Genomic DNA, 25,409 nt, shown 5'->3' with positions numbered 1-25,409 from the left:
TGTCGAGTTTTTTGTCCGTTAACCCCGAGATGCCACGACGAATTAAAGAACTATAAAGCGCTGTTAGAGTTACTTACTACAGGGAATGTATTTGATGGTAGAAGACATAGTATTACCTAAAGCCTATTCATTGCGTTATGCGTATAAAAATGACGATGCTTTTGTATTTTCACTATTTTGTTCTGCAAGGACGGAACTGTCTCTATTACCGCTTCCCCCACAGCAACGAGAGCTGTTAGTGCAACAACAATACCGCTTACAGCAAGCGAGTTACGCTGCCCAATACCCTCAAGCGGTGACTCTAATCATTGAATATCAATCAATTTCTATTGGCAAAATCATACTTAATCCCTCTGTTAACGGTTTCCATATCGTCGATTTTGTCATCGCACCGCAATTTCGTGGCTATGGTTATGGTTCAGTCATTTTGGACTCGGTAAAAGCCTATGCCCAAGCAAAAGAGGCAAGTGTGAGTCTGAGTGTTGATCGACAAAATATGCGTGCGAAACAGTTATATCTTCGCTTGGGTTTCTTACCTTTTGAAATATCACCTACCCAAGAGTGGCTATCGTGGCCATCACCATAGGTAGTGTTGTTTGAGGGAAGAGGAAAGCGTGTGTAATCAAACAGATGATGTATAGATAGGTTTATTTTTATTAAGGAGTCATGGATGTCTGATTTTTTTCTCGGAGAAATTAAGCTTCTCCCCTACAACTGGGCACCTAAGTATTGGACTTTGTGTGCAGGGCAATTATTGCCAATCAACACCAACCAAGCGCTTTTTTCACTCTTGGGTACTACTTATGGTGGTGATGGAGTCACTACCTTTGCGTTGCCTGATTTGCGTGGCCGCGTACCAGTTCACTCTAATGTTAGTGCAGGTTTGCCTCAGGGCAGTAAGGCGGGTGTTGAAAATGTAACCCTAGTACCTAACAACCTGCCAGTACACAATCACCTTGTGATGGCCAGTTCTACGGCGGGCGATACCACGTTGCTTGCAGGCAATAATATTGCCACCGCCAAAAATGCAGCAGGTGAGGTCAATTTGTATGGGTCCGCTGCAAGTTTACAAGCGTTGGACCCTGCAACTGTATCCAGTACCGGCGGCAATCAAGCCCATGAAAACTGTCAGCCTTCACTGGTAATGAATTATTGCATTGCCACTCAAGGCATTTACCCTTCACGTAACTAGAGGAGAATCACTATGGATCCTTATATCGGTGATATCCGTCTTTTTGCGGGTAGTTTTGCACCTAGAGGTTGGATGTTGTGCGCTGGTCAGCTATTAAGTATTAGTGAGCAAAGCACTCTTTTCGCAATTATCGGAACCACTTATGGTGGTGATGGGGTAACAACATTTCAATTGCCGGATTTGCGCGGTCGCCTTCCGGTTGGGCAGGGTAATGGCCCTGGTCTGACTCCCCGTGTTATCGGTCAGCAGTTTGGTGTTGAATCCGTTACCTTATTAACGCCGCAAATACCTTCACACAGCCATAGTTTGTCGGCGAGTACTGCAAGTCCCTCCACATCACCCAGCCCTACGGGTAATGTCTTTGCTCATAGTAATACCGATAATATTTATGCTCCTTTGCCATCTAGCGGTGCCGATCCCCAAGTTATGAATGCACTCAGTGTGCAAGCCTCTGGGGGAACACAACCACACAATAACATCATGCCTACCACAGCGATAAATTACATCATGTGTATTGAAGGCATTTTCCCATCGCGTAATTAAGGAGCGAAATTATGGAGCCATTTATTGGTGAAATCCGTTTGTTGCCATTCAGCTTCGCTCCCCACAATTGGGCGCTGTGTAATGGCCAAATATTGTCAATCGCAAGTAATACCGCGTTGTTTTCAATTATCGGAATTACTTATGGTGGCAATGGTACAACCACGTTCCAATTGCCTAATTTGCAGGGGCAGACCGTAGTTGGTGTAGGTCAGGGCCCCGGGCTGAGAACCTGGGATTGGGGCGAACAGTTTGGTGAAAATGGGGTGACGCTGATCTCCACTGAAATGCCAGCACACAACCACACGCTGACCGGTTTGAATAATCAGGGGACTTTGCCTTCTCCGGCAGCGAATACCTATCTTGCGAAGGATGGACGTGGTGGTGGCATAGTCAACTATATGCAGGCAGCGCCAGGTACGTTAAATACCACTATGGCACCACAGACTTTAGGTCTAAATGGTGGTGGTCTACCCCATGAAAACCGTCAGCCATTTATCGCATTGAATTATTGTATTGCCCTTTATGGTGTATTTCCGGCACGCAATTAATTGATGAATGATCCCGGCATGTTTGTCGGGAAGTTTTTAATAAATATTTTTAATTAGTAAGTCACATTAATGCCAAACAAATTACATTTTATTTCAGGTTTACCGCGTGCTGGCTCGACGCTGCTCGCAGGTATACTTCGGCAAAATCCACGCTTTCATGCGGCTATCAGTAGCCCTGTAGCGGGGCTTGTGAATGGTGCCCTCGAACAAATGGGGGCAGGTAGTGAGTCCTATTCATTTTTCGATGAACATAAACGTAAGGTCATTTGTCGGGCATTAATTGATGCTTATTACCATGATAAAAATCATCCGGTTATTTTCGACACCAACCGTCACTGGACTGCCCGTCTACATCAATTGGTAGAGTTGGTTGATGATTTTAAAGTGATTTGTTGTGTGCGCAATCCGGCTTGGATTATGGATAGTTTTGAAGTGATTTACCGTAAAAACCCATTTGATTACAGCCGTATGTTCAATGCGGCCTCGCGTCAGACTGTGTATAGCCGCTGCGAGTCATTAATCAATGCTGGTGGTGCGGTTGGAAGTGCATGGACCGCACTCAAGGAAGCCTATTACGGCGAGTTTTCTGATCGCTTGCTATTAGTGGATTATGATCTGCTTACCCAGCATCCGGCACGCACGCTGGAGTTAATCTATCGTTTTATTGGCGAACCGCAATTCGATCACGATTTTAATAATGTCGACTATGCTGAAAATGAGTTTGACCACAATCTTGGGGTCAAAGGTTTGCATAGCGTTAAGCGGAAAGTGGAATACAAAAGTAGGCGCAGTATTTTACCGCCTGACTTATTTATGAAGTATCAAGAAATGGACTTCTGGCTGGATAGTACTGGCACTGCAGCCAATATTATTGCAAGTAAAAAACCTGTAGCACCTAACGCAAAAAATGAAGGGAATCACTTATCATGAGACACGCACTGCTTAGTGGGCTTTCCTCGCTGTTATTACCATTCGGACTCTATGGTGCTGGTGCTATTGCAGCGCCGAGTTATCAGCGATCCTATTTGAGTTCATCGATAAGTGCATCGACCGATCTATTATTGCGTTCAGACACCTCTCTACCACAGGATCTAATTGATTTATCTGGTGATCAACTGGATATCCAGAGTGCACATCCGGTGCGTGAGCTGGTGATTGTTGATGGCGCAGTGGCTGAAGCTGATAAATCGGTATTGCGTCGCGCCCTTAAACCTAGTGTTCAATTGGTAGAGTTAGATTCTTCTATCGCTGGATTACCGCAATTAATTAATGTACTTGATGGTCACAAAAATCTCGCAGCTATTCATGTGGTTTCCCACGCACAAGCTGGTGTGATACTGCTAGGCAATTCACGTATTACCCCAGAGACAATCCAGCAAGAAGTGCAGGCATTTGCTGCGCTAAAAGGCGCGGTGCGTGAAGGTGGCGATTTATTATTTTATGGTTGTGATTTGGCCGCGAATGAAAGCGGTGAAGCGCTGCTGGATATCATTAGCAATAACACGGGTTTGGATGTTGCCGCCTCCAATAATTTAACCGGTAATGCCGAGTTGCAGGGCGACTGGGATTTAGAAGTTACCCGCGGAAATATTGAATCTACTTTGGTGTTTTCTGAAAAAGCATTAAGGGATTTTTCAGAGGTGTTAGCGCCAATTGTAGATGGCACTTATGATTTTGCAGGTTGGAGTGGACAGGGAACTGCACAGCTCAGCACAACCCATTTCAGATTAACAGCTAAGGGGGGGGATGGAGTCACTCAAAATCTAGGTAATGGCCTTGGCAATTTTGCTTACATGCATGGTGGTGCGACTAGCACTAACCATTATTTTTATTTGCGCGCCGATGGTACCAATACTACTGCATTTGAGTTAACGGGATTAACGGGAGGCGAGTACGCTGGCTACTCTAGTGAATTTACTAATCTGCGTATTGTCGGTTACCTGCAGAGTGGCGGAACGGTTACGTCATCTGTTGTTAACGGAGTCCCAGGTGCTCAAAACTTCGCCTTTGGTGCTGGGCAGTTAGGATCTTTTTCTGGCGTTAAGCTAAAAGGGTTCAAATTATTTTTTGATTGTGCAAGTGCTTGTACTTTGCCAAATGATGGGCCGGAGAACTTTGAGTTTCGTAGCTTCACAGTCGCGAATGCAATAGATACTCCTCCTCTACCTACAGTAAGTGATGCCCGTATCGGTATCTCCGGCGCGTCAGGTACGAGCGGGGCATATAAAATTGGCGATATAGTTACCGCAACTTGGAATAATACAGCTGGAGGCGACAATAACTCAGGTGTGACGGGGGTGACTGTTGATTTCTCTCAGTTTGGCGGCGGCGCCGCAGTGGCTGCAACGGATAGCAGCGGAACTTGGACGGCAACTTATGTTATCACCTCAGGTGCGATTGATGCGTCCAGTCGTAATGTCAGTGTGACCGCAACCAATGCCCAGGGGGGAACTACTACTGCTGACACTACTAATGCTGTTGTGGATAACGTTGCGCCAGTTGTCACGGATAACCGTCTTGGCCTCAGCGGAGCCACTGGTACCGGAGGTGCCTATAAAATTGGCGACACCGTCACCGCGACCTGGAACAACACGGCCGGTGGTGATAACAACAGTGATACGATTAGTTCAGCTACCGTCAACTTTTCACAATTTGGTGGCGGTGCCGCTGTTGCAGCAACTAACAGCAGTGGTGCTTGGACTGCAACCTACACGATAGTGGCTGGTGCGATTGACACCACCAACCGGAATATTTCCTTCAGCGCAACCGATAACGCGGGCAACAATACGACAACGGCAGACACCAGCAACGCGACACTCGATAACGTTGCGCCATTTGTGTCCGATGTTTATATCGGCATTTCCGGCGGTACTGGTACTGCTGGCACTTTTATCGCTGGTGATACAGTCACTGCCAGCTGGGACAATAGCGCCATTGGGGACGATAACAGCGATACCATCAGTGCTGCGACGGTTGACTTCAGCCAGTTTGGTGGTGGCGCTGTCGCGGCAACCAATAACAGCGGTACTTGGACGGCGATTTATACCTTAGTTGCGGGCGCTATTAATACCACTAATCGTAATGTGTCAGTCACTGCAACGGATAATGCAGGTAATACCAGAACTCAGGCAGATAGCAGTAACGCCACTGTGGATAATGTGGTGCCAGCGGTAACGAGTGTTAGCGTTCCGGCCAATGCGACTTATATTACCGGGCAATCCCTCGATTTTACCGTCAATACTAGCGAAGCTATTATTGTTGGTGGCACGCCGCGTATTGCATTGACGCTCGGTGCATCCACTGTGTATGCAAGCTATCTTTCAGGTACTGGCAGCAGCGCATTGACTTTCCGCTATACAGTGCAGAGTGGCGATTTCGATACCGATGGAATAGCGATCGCGGGATCGATAGAAGCCAATGGCGGCACTTTAAAAGAGGGCTCGGGTAATACTCTGAACTTAGTGTTAAATTCGATTGGCAGCACGACGGCCGTATTAGTGGATGCGGTACCACCAACTGTGAGTAGCGTTACAGTGCCCACAGATAATACTTATGCAGTTGGTGATACCTTGAGTTTTACGGTGAGCAGCACTGAAAATGTGACTGTTAATACGGGCGGGGGTACGCCGCGTATCGTCTTGACTATTGGTGGAACAACCCGTTATGCCTTATATATCAGTGGCTCCGGAACCTCAAATTTAGTCTTTAGCTACGCAGTGCAGGCCGGTGATAACGATACCGATGGTATTGGCTTGGCATCTAGTATTGATGCCAATGGGGGCGCCTTGCTTGACGGCGCGGGTAATAATTTAGCGCTTACGCTGAACTCGGTTGGTTCAACTACCGCAATTCTCGTGGATACAGCCACGCCAACAGTACAGAGTTTTAACCCCCTAGATGGCGCTATTGGGGTGGCAGTTGGTGCCAATTTTGTGCTGACCATGAATGAAGATATTCAACTCGGTAGCGGTAATATCGTTATTTACAACACCGACGATGTGGCCGTAGCGACGATTGATGTGGGTTCACCTGTTGGACAGTTAACGATAACGGCGGGTGTGTTGACTATTAATCCAGCCGCTAACCTAGTTGAAAATACCAGTTATTACATTCAAATCGCTAATGGGGCTATTACCGACTTGGCGGGTAATCTTTACGCCGGAATTAGCAATAAAACCGATTGGAATTTTACCGTTGCCGATGTTACACCCCCAGTGGTTACTGGGATTGTCGTGACGGGATCGCCAGCAGCGAATGGGACTAGTCTAGTATTTACTGTGAGTTTTGATGAGGTAGCGAGCAATCTATCTACCGATGATTTTGTGCTCACGGCAACAGGCTCGGCAAGTGGCAGTATTGCCAGCGTTTCTGCGGCATCTGGAACAAGTGTTGATGTGACGGTGAATACTGTGAGCGGCACTGGTAGCCTGAGACTCGATGTCAAGGCGAATTCCAATATCCAAGATGCTTCCGGTAACGGTAATGGAACCAATGGCTATACTGCCGCTTATACCGGTGGCGCAAGTCACACAGTCGATCGCGATGCGCCTTTAGCACCTTCGGGACTCGATCTTGCCACGGCTTCCGATTCTGGGATCAGCAGCACAGATAATTTAACCAGCGATACCACTCCGACACTCACAGGCAACGCTGAGGCGAATAGTGCCGTGACGCTCATGAGCAGTATCGATGGTGTATTGGGTACCACAACTGCAGATGGTTCTGGAAATTGGTCGTTTACCACGCCACTATTAACCAGCAATTCCGCGCACAACATTACGGCCACTGCGACCGATGTTGCGGGCAATACTGGCGCGGTGTCGACGGCACTTGTGCTTACGCTCGATACACAAATCCCCACGATAACCAGCTCGGCTCCTGCAGTAGGTGCCGCGGCCGCGGATGCCAGTGTGATATTCAACCTCGCTTTTAGCGAATCTGTGAATAGTCTGACGACGGATGATTTTGCTCTGGCGAGCACAGGCACTGCATCTGGCACTATTTCGAGCGTTTCTGCTAGCTCTGGAACTGGTGTTGTCGTCACTGTTAATGGCATATCGGGTACGGGTAGTCTGAAGGTAGGCCACACAACGAGTGATATTGTTGATGATGCGGGTAATGCACTCGGTACCTATAGTGCTGGCACTGCACACTCTGTCGATACGGATGCACCAACTATTTCGGGTGTCAGTTTTGACCAGACGTCGGTGACTCAGGCAAATCAAAATGCGATTAGCCTGACCTTAGCGAGTGCGGAGGTGGGAACCAGCGCAAATTACACTATTACTGGCAGTTCAGGCACGCCTGTTGCAGGATCTATTGCGGTCGCAAGTGCGTCACAACAGATCGTCAATATAGACGTGAGCGCCTTAGGGGATGGCACTCTGACAGTGAGCCTTACCCTGACCGATGCGGCGGGTAATGTTTCTAGTCCCGCAGTGACCGATACCATATCGAAGGATGCTGTAATTCCCGCAGTGAATGTGGTTAATGTTAACGATGGCCATTATGGGGTCGGCAGTGCTATTGATATCACTCTTACTCTGACCGAGGATGTGACGGTTTCTGGCACACTTTCTACGCTGTCGCTCGATATCGATGGTGTGGCTCGTCAGGCTGTGTTTGTGTCTGCGGCGAGTGGTGTGCTGACCTATAGATATACAGTTCAAGCGGGTGACAATACGGGGGCGAGTGGGTTAATTGTCGATGCCAATGGCATCGCACTAAATGGCGACACTATGCGAGATGCGGGCAGCAACGATGCTGACTTAAGCTACAGTCAGTGGAACAGTGTCAATGTGATTGTCGATACAACGGCTCCCGTCGATCCAGTGGTTACTACACCTGCTGGCGCCATCAGTACCAATCAGGCAACGACATTGATTAGCGGTACGCACGCTGAAGATGGGGTCACAATCAGCCTCTATGCCGATGTGAACAATGATGGCGTTGCCGATAATGCGACTGTGTTGGATGATACTATTGTGGTGGCGGGCGCTTGGACCCTGAGCGCTGCATTATCGACGGACAGTGACAATAATTTTGTCGTGGTTGCCAGCGATGCTGCGAGTAATGTTTCTGCGCCTCAGAATGTCCCGACTATTACTCAAGACGCCACTGTACCTGTCGCACCTTCTGCGCCTGATCTCGATGCGGCAAGCGATTCAGGTGTGAGTTCAACGGATAATATCACCAAGAATACGACTCTCATACTGACTGGCACGGCAGAGGCCGGCGCCAGCGTTGTCCTTAGCAGCCATCTTGATGGAGTGCTTGGTACAGTCAATGCGGATGGTAGTGGTGACTGGAGTGTCAACGCAACGAGCGTGAGCCCTGGAACCCATAGCATCACAGCGGTTGCGACAGATATTGCAGGAAATAGCAGTGTTGCATCGAGCGCCCTTTCTGTAACTATTGATACGAGTGCACCCACTTCCTCGGCAATTGCTCATCAAAATATTCAACCTGGCGAGAGCTCATCTACGCTCGCATTTACTATTGCCGATGATGTAACCGCTGCAACGGATATCCTAGTGACGCCAGCGAGTTCTGATACCACTGTGGTTCCACTTGCGGGTGTTGTATTGGTAGGAAGCGAAGCTGATAGAGGTGTGACTGTGACTGCGCTGGGATCTGGCACGAGCACCATCACCCTGACGCTAGTTGATATTGCGGGTAATACTAGCACTCGGAGCTTCGATGTTGTGGTGAATAGTGTACCCACTATTTTAGGGACACCTGCGACCAATGTGGCTCAAGGTACACTTTATAACTTTATGCCCATCGCAGCAGACGCGGACGGTAATAGTTTAGTTTTTGATATTACGAATCGACCTTCGTGGGCGGGCTTTAATACAGCTACGGGGGCATTGAGCGGTACGCCGAGCAATGCAGATGTTGGTATGACGACGGCAATTGTGATCAGTGTGAGTGATGGAGTGCTCAGTGCGAGCCTGCCCGCTTTCAATCTCACAGTGACGAACGTCAACGATGCACCGACGATTAGTTCGACGGCGATGACGGCAGCAACTCAAGATGCGGCGTACAGCTACAGCTTGACTGCAATTGATTCTGATGTGGGTGATGTATTAACGCTGAGCGCAGTGACCAAACCGAGCTGGTTGAGTTTCAACTCGGTGACAGGTTTACTCAGTGGTACGCCGAGCAATGCGGATGTGGGCGGTCATGCTGTGTTACTGCGGGTGACGGACACGGATGGATTAACAGCAGATCAATCGTTTAGTATTACAGTCACTAATAGCAACGACGCTCCTACCATCACTTCAACAGCAACTATGGCCGCAGTGCAAGATGCTGTTTATAGCTATACCTTTGCCGCTACAGATGTCGATGTGGACGACGTACTGACATTTAGTGCGGTGACGATACCAAGCTGGTTGAGCTTCAACGCGGCGACAGGGTTACTCAGTGGCACGCCTGGCAATGCTGATGTGGGCAGTCATGCGGTCACCTTACGAGTGACGGACACGGATGGCTTAACGGCTGAGCAAAGCTTTAGCATTACAGTGACTAACGTTAACGATGCGCCTGTTGCGACGAGTGCAAGTGTGACCTTAGAGGAAGATAGCTCTGTGATGATCACGCTTACTGGGGAGGATGCAGATAGTGATCCTCTTACCTATGAAGTGGTGAGCCAACCTGAATCGGGCACTTTGGAGCAGCATGGAACTGTGTGGTTATACACACCGGAGAAAGATTTCAACGGTGCAGATCAGATAAGCTTTATTGCTAAGGATGCTGAACTGAGTTCTGAGCCTGCGACTATCACCATGAATGTCACCCCAGTGAATGATGACCCACAAGCTGTAGATGATAATTACACTCTAGCCAGCACAGCGGATGATAAATACACACTACCTGCGCTAGAGAATGATGTTGATGTGGACGGTGATACTTTGACTATCGATGGCGCGGCAGCAGACATAGGTAGTGTGCAGATTACTGATGATGGACTCATATTTACTGCCCCTGCAGCTTATGTTGGTCCGGTCGCACTTCGTTATACCATTAGTGATGGTCAGAAAGGGCGCGCAAGTGCAAAAGTCAACTTACTGGTAGAAGGTGGGGAGGCTGACAATTTACCTGTTATTACTGTACCTAGTGATGTTGAAGTTAATGCAACAGGCTTGTTCACTCGAGTGGATCTAGGGTTTGCGAAGGCCGTCGATCGTAATGGTCATCCACTGCCCGTTTCTTTGGTCGATAAGCGTTTATTCTTTGCCCCTGGTAGTTATCTTGCTTACTGGCAAGCCGTAGATCGTGATGGCAACAAAGCGACTAAGGCTCAGAAAGTAAAAGTGCATCCATTAATTTCCTTGAGTAAAGATCAAGTCGTGGGTGAGGGTAATGAGGTTGTTGTTAGTATTCACTTAAACGGTGTAGCGCCTGAGTATCCAATATCAGTTCCTTATACGGTTGCAGGTTCCGCGGACAGCAATGATCATGACTTAGTCGATGCGGTAGTGGAGATTACTTCAGGTACATTGGCCCATATTCACTTTAGAACCATAGAGGATGGGGAAGTTGAGGCTGAAGAAGAGGTGTTGATCAGCCTAGATCCAAGTTTGAATTTAGGCAGTAAGAAGCAAACACAAGTGTCGATCACTGAGGCTAACATTGCCCCGAGTGTGACTCTTGAGGTGACTCAAGCGGGTGAACGTCAGTTGATCGTGGCACAAAATGGTGGCGAGGTTCATATTCATGCGCAGATTAGCGATGCCAACATGAACGATACTTTGACATCTGTATGGTCGAGTGGCGCGCTGAACTTGCAGTCCGATGATGCGGGGATGTTCTTCTTGCCGACAGAGGTCTTACCGGGCATTTATCCTGTGAGCCTGACTGTGACGGATAGCGGCTTACCCGCGCTGTCTACCACGGAGAAAGTTTATATTGTTGTGCGCCCATCTTTGCCACCTCTGACGGGGACTGATACCGACGGTGATTTGATCCCTGATAACCAAGAGGGATTTACCGATACAGACCGCGATGGCATTCCAGATTACTTGGATGCAATCAATGATTGTAACGTGATGCCTGAAGGTGAGTTGCAGCCTGTGTACTTCTTGGCAGAGGGGCAAGCGGGCGTGTGCTTACGCTTAGGTAATATTGCACTGATGCAAGAGCAAAGTGGTATTCAACTATTACCTAATCTGGTTCCTGAAGACAGTATCGCGGCCAATGTGGGGGGGATTTTTGACTTCATTGCTACAGGACTACCGCAACAAGGGCAGAGTTACAGTCTGGTGATACCACAACGTTCGCCAGTTCCTGCCAATGCGGTATATCGTAAGTATCAAGCCCAAAATGGTTGGAAGGATTTTGTGATTGATGCGCGCAATAGTGTCGCCAGTAGTGAAGGTGAGCGTGGTTTCTGTCCTCCACCAGGAGACAGTCGTTGGACTTCTGGATTAACTGAAGGCCATTGGTGTGTGCAGTTAACCATAGAAGATGGTGGGCCAAACGATGACGATGGCGTCGCTAACCGAACCATTGTCGACCCAAGTGGCGTGTCAGTGATACTCAATGGTAACCATTTACCTGTGGCGAACCCAGATACGGCATCTTTACCTTGGAATCAGAGTCTCGATGTCGATGTGCTCGCCAATGATACGGATAGCGATGGTGATGCCTTGACGGTAACACAAGTCACCAGCGAGTTCGGAACCGTAGTTATCTTGGCTAATCAGCAGTTAAGTTACACGCCAGCAACCGATTTCATCGGTACAGATGTGCTGGTGTATAGCATTACCGATGGTAAAGGTGGTACTGCGAGTAGTGAGTTGACTGTGATTGTTAATGGCAATACGGCACCTACGACAGTGAACGATAGTGCTGCCATAGATGACAGAACGAGCTTGTTACTCGATGTGTTGAGTAATGACAGCGATCCCGATGGCAACGTTTTAACCTTAGTCAGCGCAACCGCGCAGCAAGGAACGGTTTCTGTTGAATCTAATAAGCTACGTTATATCCCTAAAACTGGATTTGATGGAGTAGATACTGTGAGTTATCAGATTAGTGATGGATTGGGCGGCGAAGCAACTGGGCAAGCGTTAATCACAGTTAAGGCATACCAAAATGTGGTGATAGATAACAAGTCGGGTGGAGGCAGTATGTCCTTATGGGCATTAGGTTTGATTCTTACAATGGGTTTAATTCGCCGTAAGGAATTACATAAATTAGTCTTGGGCGCTGTGTTGCTCGTAGGCTCCGTTAATCAAGCAAATGCGGCTGATAACTGGTACGTCGAGGGATTTGTAGGTCAAGCTCAGGTTGATAACAGCAGGCGAGATCTACAGCCACAAGCGGGGACAGGCTTTGTAACATCGGTTGATGATAAAGATACTGCTTTGGGTGTGAGTATCGGTTATCAATGGACTCCCTTTGTTGCCATCGAATTAGGCTATGCCGACTTTGGTAATGGAAGTGCGCGGATTGAGGGCGCAAGTCTCACCCCTGAGCAATATCATGAGCAGGTCAAAGCCGTAACGCCAGTACTGGCCGATGGTGTCATGCTGGGATTACGTTTCACTTTACTCCAACATGAAGCTTGGCGGTTTGAAGTACCCATCGGATTGTTTAGGTGGCAAGCGGATATCAGTAGCACTATGGGCAATAGCCGTTTAACTACAGAGCTTGATGGTACAGATTGGTATGCGGGCGTGCGTTTTAGCTATCAATTTAGTGATTCATGGTCTGTAGGTTTGGGGTATCAATATGTGGATATCGAGCCTAATGATTTCCTCAGTTACCAGCTCAATCTACGATATCAATTTTAAACGTTAGCATATCAAAAGGGGCATTCGCCCCTTTTTACTATCCAATAAAAACATCATATTTGAGAATATTTTGAAGGTGTTCACTTAAGGCTGGGCTGGGTTTGTGATGCATATCGCAAAGGATTTGTGGCTTACCATTAGGAGCATGTAATAAATTCAGGTTGTAGATTAAAGACAGGATAGTAAGATTGTCACTTACCTTATTTAATTTATCGCTTTTTTATCCAGAGGCAGTTATGTCGCAACGGCAGAATAAGCCGGAAATATTGCATACCGAAGTTGTCGCGAGAAGCCGATTATTTCAAATTGAGCAAGTGCATCTTAAGTTCTCCAATGGTGTAGAGCGTCAATATGAGCGCATGAAAGGCGGTAGTCGTGGCGCTGTGATGATAGTGCCTATTCATCAAGGGAAAATGCTACTGGCACGCGAATATGCTGCAGGAACTGATAATTACGAACTCGGTTTCCCAAAAGGTTTGATCGATCCCGGTGAGACAGCAATAGAAGCTGCTAACCGTGAATTACAGGAAGAAATTGGCTTTGGAGCGAATAAGCTCACCTTACTGAAAGAACTCAGCCTAGCTCCGGGTTATTTCTCTAGTAAGATGCAAATTTTTCTTGCAGAAGATCTGTATGAGAGTCGCCTTGAAGGTGATGAGCCTGAGCCAATTGATGTGGTGCCTTGGGCGCTCGCCGATTGGGAAGCCTTGCTCGATGATGTCGATTTTTCTGAATCCCGTAGTGTGAGCGCGTTGTTTTTGGCGCAAAAATATTTACATAAATAATCTTTTTCCTTTTAAGCGTTCAGAGTTTGCACGCTTGCAAAACATTCGCTCAGCAGGCGATTGGAGTTGTTATGAAGCCAGAAGAGTTGATCGACGAAGTTATTGCGATTGCGACCGATGCAGGGATAACTATCCGTGACATTTATCTCAAAGGTAATTTTGAGCGAGAAATGAAGTCTGACAATACCCCTGTCACTTCCGCAGATTTAGCGGCGAACAAGATCATTTGTGACCGATTGACCGCCTTAACGCCTGATATTCCTGTGTTATCTGAAGAGGCCGCTGACATTCCGTTGAATGTGCGTGAATCTTGGAAGCGCTATTGGTTGGTGGATCCGCTCGATGGTACGGGGGAGTTTATCGCTGGCAGCGGTGATTTTTCAGTCATTATCGCGCTGGTGGAACACAATCGTCCCGTGATGGGCGTGGTTTATGTGCCGATGACGCAAGTGTGTTATTACGCTATTGCTGGTTTAGGGGCGTACAAACGCACGGATAAACAAGAAGTGCGTATTAGCAGTCGCCAAATTGAGCACCGTGAAAAGGTATCCCTAAGATTGGCCGTAAGTCGCCGTCAGGACCCCCAATCTGTGTTGACCCTATTCAACCATCCCAAACACTGCGAGTTAGTCGTGATGGGGGGCGCAGCGTTGAAGAGCTGTCTTGTCGCGGAAGGTCGTGCTGATTGTTATGTACGAGTCGGACCAACGGGTGAGTGGGACACGGGAGCCGCGCAAATTATCGTCGAGGAAGCGGGTGGACAGTTGATGGATACTGAGCTGCAACCGTTAACCTACAATGAGCGCGAGAGCTTAGAGAACCCTAATTTCATCGTAGTTGGCGCACCCAACTTAGAGTGGGATAAGATTTTAATAGGTGAATGATTTTCAAATGCAGTCTATACGTCCGGTATTAAAGTCAGAGTTATTCTCGGTTTATCAGCTCGAACAGGCCATTTTTGGTGAGCACAGCTATCCTGATTTCTTCTTCCGTCAGGGATTTGATTGTTGGCCAGAGCAATTTTTAGTGGCCGTGGATGTAGATAATCAGCTACAAGGCTATTTGCTCAGTGCCCAGAGTAGCGATCCTAGCTGCATGTGGATATTATCTGTCGCAGTGAGTGAAAATGCTCGCGGGAAGGGATTCGGCAAACGTTTGATGCAACAATGTTTAGCCGAGTTGCCCGTGTCAGTTGAGCGGGTGTGTTTAACCGTTGATCCGAGTAACCCTGCCCATGGTTTATATCAGCATTTAGGTTTCATTGATTCAACTTTTGAGGCCGATTATTTTGGCGCTGGCGCAGATAGGGTTGTGATGACTTATCGCAGGCCTTAAATCGCGTGCTTATCTTTGAACCAAAGAAAGATTATCCTCAAATAAAAATCACCTTTGAATTAAGAATGATTTTTAAATCAAAATAATGGACGGTGTGCTGACTGAGCGCGCCGTTTTTTATGCTCTTTTAGGTGATGTCATCCCACGGATCCTGTTTGGCTTGCTGAGGGAATCTAATTCGAGTGCCTATCTTTATCCATCATCCTCAATAATATCCTTCATTATTTACCCTCTTCTGTACGTAAAACAAACTTATTTTGAACGTTGTTTTTTATTTTAACTACTGTTAGTCTCTTGCTATTCAACAGGGGATGAGACCTATGGCCAGACGAAAAGAACACAGCCATGATGAAATTCGCGCGATGGCAATACAAGCGGCAACTGAGTTACTGATAGATCAAGGTGCCATAGGGCTCAGCTTACGCAAAGTGGCCAGCCAAATTGGTTATGTCCCTAGTACCTTGATTAATATTTTCGGCAGCTACAACTATTTATTACTGGCGGTTTCTGAGTCAACGCTTAGGATTTTGCACGACCGATTGACGGGTGTTCGCGCAGCCGACAGTTTAGGTAAAATTATTGCAATGGCGTGGGAGTATAGTCAATTCGCCCATGAGCAGCGTCAAGCTTTCAAGTTGGTTTTTGAGCTGCAATTACTCGATTCTGAACCCTTGCCTGAATCGCAAGGGCAATTGATTGCGGGGTTATTTACTCTGATTGAGTGTGAATTGGCGCAACTATTTCCCGAGGTTACGCCGGTGCAGCATCTCAGTATGAGCCGGGTATTATGGGGGGGAATTCATGGGCTGACCTCTCTGTCACTCGATAATAAGCTCTTCGCTGAGTCATTATCACTGCGGGATTTACTCAAGAGTCACGTACAAGCTTATTTACAAGGAATGGGTTACCAGAAGGAACTATCATGCTGCTAACAAAACGTTTTTTACCCTATTTTGCGACTCAGTGCTTAGGCGCATTGAATGACAACATCTATAAAAATGTGTTGCTGTTATTAGTGACCTTTAGCCAAGTGAAAGACCTACCCATAAGCGTCGATATGTTTGTGAGCTTGGCGGCTGGGGTGTTTATTTTGCCATTTTTCCTCTTTTCGGCCCATGCGGGTGTGGTCGCCGATAATATGGATAAGGCCAAACTTATCCGCCGATTGAAACTACTCGAAGTCATCATCATGTTTAGCGCCGCGATTGCGATTCTGAGCGAGAGCTACATGATGATGTTATTACTGTTATTTTTAACGGGTAGCCAGTCAGCATACTTCGGTCCGGTTAAATATTCCTTGTTACCCCAAGCGTTGAAAGAGGACGAGTTAGTCACAGGCAATGCTTGGGTTGAGATGGGCACTTTTCTCTCGATTCTGGTGGGCACTTTGAGTGCGGGGATCTTGGTTTCTAATGGAAACGGTACGCTTTGGTCGGCGATTACTGTTGCTGTATTAGCCTTTGCAGGATATTTATCGAGCCGAGCGATTCCTGCATTACCCCCGCAGGGCGTCATCGAAAAAATACGTTTCAGGCCGTTATCGGGCACTTGGCGTAGCATCAAAAAAGCCCGTCAAACGCCTTCAATCTGGATGGCTATCCTCGCTATCAGTTGGTTTTGGTTTTTAGGCGCGACCTATCTGACTCAGTTTCCTAACTTTGCTAAGCTGCATTTGCATTCTGGTGCGACTGTGGTGTCATTATTATTAGGTATGTTTTCCATCGGGATTGCTGTTGGCTCCTTCGTTTGTGAACGTTTCTCCTACGGCCATGTGGAACTCGGTTTGCTGCCGTTTGGGGTATTGGGATTAACTATCTTTGGTGTCGATTTGCTTTGGGCTATTCCACCTGCGCCCGTAGATGCTGGTTTTGTCTATGGATTAAAAGCCTTTATTGGCGAGTCCCAACATTATCGGGTGATGCTAGATTTCTTTATGATTGGCGTTAGCGGTGGCTTGTTTATCGTCCCCCTGTATGCGTTTATTCAATCTCGTTCGCCTAAGGGGGAATGTGCTCAGGCGATTGCAGCCAATAACATTATGAACTCATTGTTTATGGTGGTTTCGGCACTGTTATCTATGCTGTTACTGGGCGTTGCAGGTTGGACTATTCCACAGTTATTTCTGCTACTCGCCGTGATGAATGCTGTAGTCGCGCTCTATGTTTATTCACAAGTACCAGAATTTACACAACGATTTATCAGTTACTTACTCAGTCATGTTATGTATCGAGTGACAGTCACAGGCCGAGAGAAAATTCCAAAGGAAGGGGCTGGCATCATAGTCTGTAACCATGTGAGTTATGTGGATGCATTGATTATTATGGGGTCGTCGACACGACCAATCCGCTTTGTGATGGATAAATCCATCAGCGAAATTCCTCTGTTGAAGTATTTGTTCCGCCATGCAGGTGTGATCCCTATCTGTTCGCCTAAGCAAAGTGAAGATACCTATAATCGTGCCTTCGAGGCAATTCATGAAGCGCTCGCCAATGACGAGTTGGTATGTATTTTCCCTGAGGGTCGACTCACACCTGACGGTGAACTTGGCGATTTTCGTCCCGGAATTGATAAGATTTTGGCCAGAGATCCAGTGCCAGTCATTCCTATGGCACTGCACGGATTATGGGGTTCTTACTTTAGCCACAAGGGCGGACATGCTTTGGCTAAAATGCCCAAGCGTTTTTGGTCAAGGGTGTCGGTGGATTTAACGGATGCCGTCGATGGTAAGCTTGCGAATAAGGAATCTTTGAGAGTCCAAGTGGCGAGCCTGCTGGGCAAGTCTTAAATTCGTTAAGGCATGAAATAAAGTGAAGTGATAACCGCGGATCTAATGTTCGCGGTTATCTCATTTATGCGTGGGCAATTTATCGAGTTTGATAACTATCCAACCATTCGTGCATCGCTTGATGTGAGCCTTTAAAAAGAACACGTTCGGACTTTTTCTGTAATTGGTATTGATACATAGGATCGTAATACTTGTGCAATAACAGGTTTATCCAGACTAAGTGCAGCGAAGTGTCATTCTGGTTGATTTGTTGATCGAGGGCTTGTTGCATCAAATCTTGCAGTTCTTGATGTTGTTTTCCGCCTAGACGTTTGCGAATGCTCACTAAACTTTGCAATAGATATTCACTGAAAGCCGCAAAACCTGCTTCTGGTCCTAGGCGCTCACAGAAGCCGCTATACATTTTATGCACGTATTCATAGCGTAAGCGTTCGAGCCTCGCATCGTCCGACTCTTCTAGCACTAAAACATTAGCGGCTTGCATGGCATTGTAAAATGTCTGCGGCAGCGCCGAACGCCCAATCAGGAAGCTTTCATCTTCGAGCAGTAAACACGCCGCGCCACTTGTTTGGTGCTGTAGCAAGGCAATGGCGAGTTGATTTTCAAAGTTAATCTGCGTCGGCTGTGGGTCGATATTCTTTCCAAAACTAGAGCCTCTGTGATTAGCTATTCCTTCAAGATCAACCGCTTCTTTACGCTGTAGTAGAAAATCGGTTTTACCGCAGCCCGTCATCCCGCTCAAACTCAATAACGGCTGTTGAGTCGGTGCCGCTTCAATCACGCCAATCAGATATTGGCGCATGGCCTTATAGCCACCCTGAATATAAGGGACTTCGATACCCGCTTCTTTGAGCCATTGCTGAGTGAGTTGCGAGCGCAGGCCGCCGCGAAAGCAATAAAGGTAAGCATTAGGATTGGCTTTAACATAGCTAGCCCAAGCCTCGATTCTCTGTTGCTTGATGGGACCATTCACCAGTGAATGACCTAATGCAATCGCGGTTTGCTGACCAAGTTGCTTATAACAAGTACCGACTTTTTCCCTTTCACTATCCAGCATCAAGGGCAAGTTGGTCGAGTTGGGAAACGCGCCCCGAGTGAACTCTATGGGCGCTCGCACATCCATCATCGGATGTTGATTGAGGAAAATTTCCCGATATTGCTCTGCGGCTATAATAGCGCTTGGCATCAGCACAACACCACATTCGCTGCAGTGGTCGGTGTTTCCAGTGACCCAATGCAGATTGGGGCTATGTGGTTCGCATCGAGTAGGGCGATTAATTCCGCTTCAGCTTCTGCCGAGACAGCAACTAACAGACCACCGCTGGTTTGCGGATCGCACAGTATCGCTTTTTGATGCTCGCTGAGTTCAGGGAGATGCTCGCCATAACTGTCGTAATTACGGTGAGTTCCGCCAGGAACACAACCTAAGGCCAAATAATCTAAGGCGCGTGGTAACAATGGCACTGCATCAAATTTAAGCTTCGCAGTGAGGTTGGCGCCTTGGCACATTTCGAGTAAGTGTCCTGCCAGTCCAAAACCAGTGACATCGGTCAGGGCATTTACACCGCTAATTTTTGCAATGGTCGCACCTATAGTATTGAGTTGACACATAGCATTTATCGCAATGAGGCTATCTTCATCGCGGAGTTTTTTCTGTTTTTGCGCTGTGGTTAAAATACCAATGCCGATAGGTTTAGTGAGATATAAACGATCGCCGGCTTTAGCGGTATCATTCTGTTTTAAATCACTTAAGGCAATTTGCCCGGTAACCGCGAGGCCAAAAATAGGTTCGGGTGCGTCTATGCTATGACCACCGGCTAGCATGATCCCTGCTTCCATGCAGGCTTGTCTGCCGCCATCGACCACTTGCTGTGCGATTTCTGCGGGTAGTTTATTGATTGGCCAACCTAAAATTGCAATCGCCATAATAGGTGTGCCGCCCATGGCATAAATATCGCTGATCGCATTGGTCGCTGCGATACGACCGAAGGTGAATGGATCGTCAACAATTGGCATAAAGAAATCGGTAGTGCTAATGATGCCTATGTCATCATTGAGTTTGTACACTGCAGCATCGTCGCGGCTCTGATTGCCAACCAGCAAATTTGGATCGGTAAATACAGGTAATTGCGAGGCTAAGATAGTGCTGAGCACTTTAGGGGAGATTTTGCAGCCACAACCTGCGCCATGACTATATTCTGTTAGCTTGATTGATTCTGGGAGTGTAACTGGGGAATCTGACATGATCTCAACAGCCTATTTAAGTGATTAAGGCATCATCATAATCAGATACGGCCACCATGCAAGGTGGCCGTATGACTTTCGGGCAGAATTGTGGCTTAGCTATAAGTTGCGGTCAGGCTGCGCCAATGTTTTTGCTGGACTAAGAAACGCGCCTTTAGCTCTTCAACTTGTTGCAATAGTTGCTGATCGACAAGTTGTTTACGCTTGGCTTCAAGCAAGGTTTTCTGTGCTTGATAGTAATCCATTAAGTGCTGCTTTAATAACTCATACTCTGCTTGGATTTTTTCAATAATTTCATCAGCATTAGGCAGGTTATTAACCTTCCGCTTGGTACGTAATAACTGCATCTGTAAGCGTGCGCTCTCGATACGTTCCTGTGGACTCGTACGCAAATCCTTAGCTAAACCTAACCAAGATAATGACTTAATCAACCATTTGGTTGGATCGTAGTGCCACCATTTAATGCCATTACGATAGTCATTTTCGAAAATATGATGGAAATTATGATAACCCTCACCGTAGGTCAACATGGCCAAGAAGCCATTATCGCGGGCGGTATTCTTATCGGTATAAGGCTGACTGCCCCACACGTGGGCTAAAGAGTTGATAAAGAAAGTGCAGTGATGCACCACCACTAAACGCAGTAAACCCGCCATCAATAACATAGACAGCACGTCACCATTGAGCCAACCAAGCATTACTGGCAGTCCAATGTTCATCAGCAACACGAGTGCGAGGTAATGTTTGTGTTGCCACATGACAATACGGTCATTTTGCAGATCACGCACATTTTGATAATCGTGATAGCGTTGCGACTGATACTCACGCAGCATCCAACCGATATGGCTGTACCAGAATCCCATTTTGGCTGAGTACGGGTCCTTGTCGTTATCATCTACGTGTTTGTGGTGGACTCTGTGATCAGATGCCCAGTGCAATGCACTGTTTTGTAATGCTAAAGCACCACCAAGGGCATATATAAAACGCACCGCCGGATGGGCTTTATAGGCCTTGTGTGACCAGAGTCTGTGATAACCTGCGGTGATTGACAGACCACTGGCAAAGGCTAAGACAATAAAAGCGATCCATTCACTGGCACCATAGCCATGAACAATACCGCGCCATGGAACTAAAATTACCGCACTGAGAAAAGTGATGGCAAACAGACTGACATTAAGCCAGATGATAGGGGGTTTTTTCATTATAGGTTTCCAAAATTCGCTTTTGAGCGTACATCTGTAAGCTAATTTAGCTTAGCTATATTGTTTGGTCAAGGACGATGGGGCTGTGTTTAATGCCTAAAAGCGGTATTATCGCGTTATTACATTCAGTTAGCGGATTTAAGAATGGGTATTCGAGCACAGCAAAAAGAGAAAACTCGCAGAGCTTTAGTCGATGCGGCCTTTAATCAGCTAAGTGCTGAGCGCAGTTTCTCAAGTCTGAGTTTGCGAGAGGTTGCTCGGGAAGCTAATATCGCGCCGACATCTTTTTATCGCCATTTTAAAGATATGAACGAACTCGGTCTCACTATGGTGGACGAGGGCGGGTTAACCCTAAGGCAGATGATGCGTAAAGGCCGTCAGCGAGCTGAAGTGGGTGGCAGTGTGATCCGTATTTCCGTTGATACATTTATGGAAGTGCTTGATTCGAATCCAAACGTATTCCGTATTTTATTGCATGAACGCTCTGGAACCTCGGCAGCATTCCGTGCGGCAGTTGCCCGCGAAATTGAACATTTTATTTCTGAATTGGCTCATTATACCGAAGCCAAAGCGGGTCGAACCCCCTTGCTAGCCCGTGCACAGGCTGAAGCGTTAGTGACACTGGTGTTTAATGCCGGCGCTTCCGCATTAGATATGAAACGGGCTGACCGCAAAATTCTTGCCGATCAATTAGTCATGCAATTGCGCATGGTCGCCAAAGGCGCCGAGGCTTTGCAGCATAAGGTTGAACACCGCTAATCTGAGTGAGATGCAGATTCACTAAAATAATGGAGCCTAAGGCTCCATTATTTTTAGCGACTTTACGTTTAAGTGTTATGCAGTCGAGCTCAGTGTATCTGAAATGATTAACGACGTTCGAGTAGTACACCCGTTTCCATGTGATCTGTATAAGGGAACTGATCAAACAAGGCAAAGCGGGTCACCTTATGGGTTTCGTTCAGTTGTTGCAGGTTATCTTTTAAGGTTTCTGGGTTGCAGGATATATACAAAATCCGCTCATAACCTTGGACTAACGCCAGCGTATCAGGATCAATCCCCGCGCGTGGTGGGTCGACAAAAATGGTGTTGCAAACGTAGCTGTCAAGATCGATACCTTCTAAACGTCTAAAGCTGCGTTTCTTCGCCATGGCATCGCTAAAGTCTTCGGCTGACATACGAATAATCTGCAGATTATCAATACCATTCACTTCGATATTGTATTGCGCCGCATCGACTGAAGGCTTAGCGAGTTCGGTGGCCAATACGCGATTAAAGTTTTGTGCTAGTGCGATAGAGAAGTTGCCATTACCACAGTAGAGCTCGAGTAAGTCTCCCTTACTGTTTTGAGTCGCATCGATAGCCCACTCCAACATTTTTACGGAAACTTTGGCATTCGGTTGAGTAAAGCTGTTCTCGATTTGCTTATATAAGAAGGTTTTATCATTTACTTGTAATGACTCAACCACAAAGTCTTTATCTAAATCGATTTTTTGCTTACGGGCACGGCCGATGATGTTGACGTTAAACTGGCTACTTAACTTGGCTTTCAGTGCTGCCGCATCGGCGCGCCATTGGTCATCAAGCTGCCTGTGATAAAGCAAAGACACTAAAATCTCGCCGCTTAAAGTCGACAAAAAATCCACTTGGAACAGTTTGTGCCTTAGACTCGGATTCGGTTTCAGCTCGGCGATTAAGGCCGACATCATTTGATTGATGAGCACGCTAGCTGGTAAGTATTGATCGCAACGTACCTTCTCATTCAATACTTTATCGAACATGTAATAGTATAAGTCGTCACCATCATGCCAGATGCGGAATTCGGCGCGCATACGGTAGTTAGCTGGCTCTGAGGCAAAAACTTCAACACTCGGTGTTTCAAATTGGGCAAAGGCTTGTTCTAGCTTGATACGCTTGTGTTCTAACTGCGCATCATAAGTCTGAGGGTCCATTGCTGCTAAGTTCATTGTTTGATTCACCGTTGCTGTAAATTGGGGCGCAAATATTATACTAGGTGACACGAATGTCCAGTATCTTGCTTTTGCGGTTTTCGCAAAGCTATGGGAAAATCCGCGCACTTGAATGTGGTTCTATGGTATTTGGCTGGATTCCGTCGGTAAAGCAGCCATCGAATCGTTAATGCGTCCAATCTGTATAGTTTATTTATATCCGAAACTGGAGATTCGCTTGTCGCGACCTATATTAGTGTTTGATTCTGGGATTGGCGGCCTATCTGTATTGGCTGAAATCCGTAAGAGTTTGCCCCATAGCGACTATTGCTATCTTTTCGACAACGCTAGGTTGCCCTATGGTGAGTTGGAAGAGCAGGTATTAATTTCTGGCTGTGTCGAATTAGTATGCGATCTAGTGGCTCGTACCAATGCAATGATAGTGGTCGTTGCCTGCAATACCGCAAGTACTGTTGTATTACCGGCATTACGTGCGCATCTTTCTGTCCCTGTCGTAGGTGTTGTCCCTGCCATTAAACCCGCCGCTCTAATGTCTAAGAGTAAACGTATTGGACTCTTGGCTACACCTGGCACAGTTAAGCGTCATTATACCCATGAACTCATCAGCCAATTTGCTGATGATTGCCATGTCGAACTCTTTGGTTGTTCTGAATTAGTGATGATGGCAGAACAAAAAGTGGCGACTGGAATGTTGGATATGTATAGATTGGCACAGTTACTGGCACCAGTCGTTGCCGCACAATTGGATGTTCTGGTACTAGGTTGCACTCATTTCCCTATGATCAAAGCTGAATTACAACAAGTGCTCGGTGCGGGCGTAAAACTAATGGATTCTGGCGCTGCTATTGCTAAGCGAGTTGTCACTCTTTTAACGCAACAGAATCTTATTGTGGAAGAGCACAGAGTAACAGATGAGAGAGAAGCAGTAAGGGAGCCAGTGATGCAAGCTTTTTATACTAAGGTGGGAATCAGCGAAGGGTTAACAACAACATTAATTGATTGTGGCTTTTCAACTATCGAACGAATCACCACAACCAACTAAATTACAAAATAAAGCAAAACAGTTTAAGCGGTAATGCTACTCGTCTGTCCCTGTACGGTCGGCAGCTTCCGAATCTTGTGTTTTTGCTTCTCTTACTTTTAAGGTTCTTTCTTGGAAACTATAGTCATTCAGTTTAACCATGGCTTTCTGAGCGCCTGATTCTGACATCTCCACAAAACCAAAACCTTTACGTCGACCCGTTTTACGATCTCTGACTAAACGCACAGAGTTTACTGGACCAAATTCGCCAAATAATACTTTTACTTCACCCTCATGAACACGATAAGGCAGGTTACCTACATATAAGGTCATAGTAGGGCCAACATATTGTTCTTCTGAAGCATGAGATGATGAAGTCTCTGGAACAAATTTAAAAACAAGACTTGCAATGATAGCGCCAGCGACAAAAGCAATAGCTGATAATGGCGTTGCGAACTGAGATAGTGCTACTGCGCCAATAATGGCGACAATCAAGACAATAAGAAATGACTTTTGCATAAGAATGCTCTCTGATGAATGGGAAATTGATAAATAACTGTTAACAGCAAGTATATGGTAATGAATTATTTACTTTTACACTAGACCATTGCTGAAATATTGAGCGTGAATTATCAATTATTAGATAAAAAACCTTACTTATCTCCGATAAATAGAGCTTATAAGCTAAAAAATGGACATAACGTTTAAAATATCGACGTGCGATTCAATGATCGATAAAAAGCCCTTGCGGACTTTCTCAATCTCCCTATAATGCGCATCCACTGACACGGCAGACAGCGTAACGCAAGTTAAGCAAAGAAAGCCAAGCAGTTCATCGGTTAGCAAGCTAAACGATGAGTGTTGAGAAAGTTGAAAAAACTACTTGACGCACTAACGGGAATGCGTAAAATACGCAGCCCTGACCCGCTGAAAACTCAGTGTGTGGTCAACGCTCTTTAACAATTTATCAAGCAAATCTGTGTGG

18 protein-coding genes are annotated in these 25,409 nt (G+C 46.6%); 13 read left to right on the top strand and 5 right to left on the bottom strand.

The genetic code is table 11. From position 1 onward, the window contains the following. The first annotated feature begins 94 nt into the window (after positions 1-94). From L5M37_RS15930 to L5M37_RS15880, 11 genes are all read left to right on the top strand, one after another. Positions 95-586 carry a GNAT family N-acetyltransferase gene (locus L5M37_RS15930; RefSeq protein ID WP_263201160.1) on the top strand — a complete coding sequence of 164 codons (492 nt, stop codon included), beginning with the start codon at positions 95-97 and terminating at the stop codon, positions 584-586. Positions 587-670: 84 nt separating this feature from the next. Further along, positions 671-1,192 carry a phage tail protein gene (locus L5M37_RS15925; RefSeq protein ID WP_263201158.1) on the top strand — a complete coding sequence of 174 codons (522 nt, stop codon included), beginning with the start codon at positions 671-673 and terminating at the stop codon, positions 1,190-1,192. A gap of 12 nt (positions 1,193-1,204) precedes the next feature. Beyond that, positions 1,205-1,735, top strand: coding sequence for a phage tail protein (locus L5M37_RS15920; RefSeq protein ID WP_263201157.1), 531 nt, complete (start codon positions 1,205-1,207; stop codon positions 1,733-1,735). A gap of 11 nt (positions 1,736-1,746) precedes the next feature. Further along, positions 1,747-2,283: a phage tail protein gene (locus L5M37_RS15915; RefSeq protein WP_131525224.1), complete on the top strand. Its 537-nt coding sequence runs from the start codon at positions 1,747-1,749 to the stop codon at positions 2,281-2,283. A gap of 69 nt (positions 2,284-2,352) precedes the next feature. After that, positions 2,353-3,213 (top strand): sulfotransferase family protein, encoded by an 861-nt coding sequence (locus L5M37_RS15910; protein ID WP_263201155.1) that lies wholly within the window; start codon positions 2,353-2,355, stop codon positions 3,211-3,213. Next, on the top strand, positions 3,210-13,085 hold the full coding sequence (locus L5M37_RS15905; RefSeq protein WP_263201153.1) for an Ig-like domain-containing protein: 9,876 nt from the start codon (positions 3,210-3,212) through the stop codon (positions 13,083-13,085). Before L5M37_RS15910 ends, L5M37_RS15905 begins: the two co-directional genes overlap by 4 nt. Before the next feature lie 236 nt (positions 13,086-13,321). Further along, positions 13,322-13,870, top strand: a complete 549-nt coding sequence (gene nudE / locus L5M37_RS15900; RefSeq protein ID WP_263183166.1) for an ADP compounds hydrolase NudE — start codon at positions 13,322-13,324, stop codon at positions 13,868-13,870. Positions 13,871-13,941: 71 nt separating this feature from the next. Next, positions 13,942-14,754 (top strand): 3'(2'),5'-bisphosphate nucleotidase CysQ, encoded by an 813-nt coding sequence (cysQ, locus tag L5M37_RS15895; RefSeq protein ID WP_198573335.1) that lies wholly within the window; start codon positions 13,942-13,944, stop codon positions 14,752-14,754. A 7-nt stretch (positions 14,755-14,761) separates the two neighbouring features. Then, positions 14,762-15,205, top strand: coding sequence for a GNAT family N-acetyltransferase (locus L5M37_RS15890; RefSeq protein ID WP_263201151.1), 444 nt, complete (start codon positions 14,762-14,764; stop codon positions 15,203-15,205). A gap of 320 nt (positions 15,206-15,525) precedes the next feature. Beyond that, complete coding sequence (locus tag L5M37_RS15885) at positions 15,526-16,137, top strand: TetR/AcrR family transcriptional regulator (RefSeq protein ID WP_263201150.1); 612 nt, start codon at positions 15,526-15,528, stop codon at positions 16,135-16,137. Beyond that, the gene (locus L5M37_RS15880) at positions 16,128-17,990 is read left to right on the top strand and encodes an MFS transporter (protein WP_263201148.1); all 1,863 of its coding nucleotides are present in this window, start codon (positions 16,128-16,130) and stop codon (positions 17,988-17,990) included. The genes L5M37_RS15885 and L5M37_RS15880 overlap by 10 nt, the downstream gene beginning before the upstream one ends. A 79-nt stretch (positions 17,991-18,069) precedes the next feature. Here L5M37_RS15880 and mnmH read toward each other — a convergent pair whose 3' ends face one another. The 3 genes from mnmH to L5M37_RS15865 all read right to left on the bottom strand — a co-directional run bounded on the left by mnmH (position 18,070) and on the right by L5M37_RS15865 (position 21,436). After that, positions 18,070-19,176 (bottom strand): tRNA 2-selenouridine(34) synthase MnmH, encoded by a 1,107-nt coding sequence (mnmH, locus tag L5M37_RS15875; protein ID WP_263201147.1) that lies wholly within the window; start codon positions 19,174-19,176, stop codon positions 18,070-18,072. Then, positions 19,176-20,234 (bottom strand): selenide, water dikinase SelD, encoded by a 1,059-nt coding sequence (gene selD, locus L5M37_RS15870; RefSeq protein ID WP_263201145.1) that lies wholly within the window; start codon positions 20,232-20,234, stop codon positions 19,176-19,178. Before selD ends, mnmH begins: the two co-directional genes overlap by 1 nt. Positions 20,235-20,329: 95 nt before the next feature. Further along, entirely contained in the window at positions 20,330-21,436 is a 1,107-nt protein-coding gene (locus L5M37_RS15865; protein ID WP_131525214.1) for an acyl-CoA desaturase, read from the bottom strand. 144 nt (positions 21,437-21,580) lie between these two features. On the opposite strand from L5M37_RS15865, the gene fabR reads away from it, so the two are divergent. Beyond that, complete coding sequence (gene fabR / locus L5M37_RS15860) at positions 21,581-22,195, top strand: HTH-type transcriptional repressor FabR (protein WP_105251021.1); 615 nt, start codon at positions 21,581-21,583, stop codon at positions 22,193-22,195. 107 nt (positions 22,196-22,302) lie between these two features. Here fabR and trmA read toward each other — a convergent pair whose 3' ends face one another. Beyond that, positions 22,303-23,400, bottom strand: a complete 1,098-nt coding sequence (gene trmA / locus L5M37_RS15855; RefSeq protein WP_263201142.1) for a tRNA (uridine(54)-C5)-methyltransferase TrmA — start codon at positions 23,398-23,400, stop codon at positions 22,303-22,305. A gap of 220 nt (positions 23,401-23,620) precedes the next feature. Here trmA and murI point away from each other — a divergent pair, with 220 nt between their 5' ends. After that, positions 23,621-24,445: a glutamate racemase gene (murI, locus tag L5M37_RS15850; protein WP_263201140.1), complete on the top strand. Its 825-nt coding sequence runs from the start codon at positions 23,621-23,623 to the stop codon at positions 24,443-24,445. A 36-nt stretch (positions 24,446-24,481) separates the two neighbouring features. On the opposite strand, the gene L5M37_RS15845 is transcribed toward murI, so the two are convergent. Next, a complete protein-coding gene (locus L5M37_RS15845; protein ID WP_113941557.1) occupies positions 24,482-24,943 on the bottom strand; it encodes an RNA-binding protein in 462 nt (153 codons plus the stop codon). Positions 24,944-25,409: the final 466 nt, after the last annotated feature.

The sequence above is a fragment of the Shewanella sp. SM69 genome (assembly GCF_025653985.1).
Classification (GTDB): Bacteria; Pseudomonadota; Gammaproteobacteria; order Enterobacterales; family Shewanellaceae; genus Shewanella; species Shewanella oncorhynchi.
The sequence above is the reverse complement of the archived record's forward strand: the minus strand, read 5'-3'. Positions and strand labels throughout refer to the sequence as shown.

Excerpts from the sequence above, each read along its gene's own strand:
- L5M37_RS15925 (WP_263201158.1), top strand. The coding sequence starts at position 671 with ATGTCTGATTTTTTTCTCGGAGAAATTAAGCTTCTCCCCTACAACTGG.
- L5M37_RS15905 (WP_263201153.1), top strand. The coding sequence starts at position 3,210 with ATGAGACACGCACTGCTTAGTGGGCTTTCCTCGCTGTTATTACCATTC.
- L5M37_RS15865 (WP_131525214.1), bottom strand. The coding sequence starts at position 21,436 with ATGAAAAAACCCCCTATCATCTGGCTTAATGTCAGTCTGTTTGCCATC.
- L5M37_RS15910 (WP_263201155.1), top strand. The coding sequence starts at position 2,353 with ATGCCAAACAAATTACATTTTATTTCAGGTTTACCGCGTGCTGGCTCG.
- nudE (WP_263183166.1), top strand. The coding sequence starts at position 13,322 with ATGTCGCAACGGCAGAATAAGCCGGAAATATTGCATACCGAAGTTGTC.
- fabR (WP_105251021.1), top strand. The coding sequence starts at position 21,581 with ATGGGTATTCGAGCACAGCAAAAAGAGAAAACTCGCAGAGCTTTAGTC.
- mnmH (WP_263201147.1), bottom strand. The coding sequence starts at position 19,176 with ATGCCAAGCGCTATTATAGCCGCAGAGCAATATCGGGAAATTTTCCTC.
- L5M37_RS15845 (WP_113941557.1), bottom strand. The coding sequence starts at position 24,943 with ATGCAAAAGTCATTTCTTATTGTCTTGATTGTCGCCATTATTGGCGCA.
- L5M37_RS15920 (WP_263201157.1), top strand. The coding sequence starts at position 1,205 with ATGGATCCTTATATCGGTGATATCCGTCTTTTTGCGGGTAGTTTTGCA.
- L5M37_RS15915 (WP_131525224.1), top strand. The coding sequence starts at position 1,747 with ATGGAGCCATTTATTGGTGAAATCCGTTTGTTGCCATTCAGCTTCGCT.
- L5M37_RS15880 (WP_263201148.1), top strand. The coding sequence starts at position 16,128 with ATGCTGCTAACAAAACGTTTTTTACCCTATTTTGCGACTCAGTGCTTA.
- selD (WP_263201145.1), bottom strand. The coding sequence starts at position 20,234 with ATGTCAGATTCCCCAGTTACACTCCCAGAATCAATCAAGCTAACAGAA.
- trmA (WP_263201142.1), bottom strand. The coding sequence starts at position 23,400 with ATGAACTTAGCAGCAATGGACCCTCAGACTTATGATGCGCAGTTAGAA.
- L5M37_RS15885 (WP_263201150.1), top strand. The coding sequence starts at position 15,526 with ATGGCCAGACGAAAAGAACACAGCCATGATGAAATTCGCGCGATGGCA.
- L5M37_RS15890 (WP_263201151.1), top strand. The coding sequence starts at position 14,762 with ATGCAGTCTATACGTCCGGTATTAAAGTCAGAGTTATTCTCGGTTTAT.
- cysQ (WP_198573335.1), top strand. The coding sequence starts at position 13,942 with ATGAAGCCAGAAGAGTTGATCGACGAAGTTATTGCGATTGCGACCGAT.
- L5M37_RS15930 (WP_263201160.1), top strand. The coding sequence starts at position 95 with ATGGTAGAAGACATAGTATTACCTAAAGCCTATTCATTGCGTTATGCG.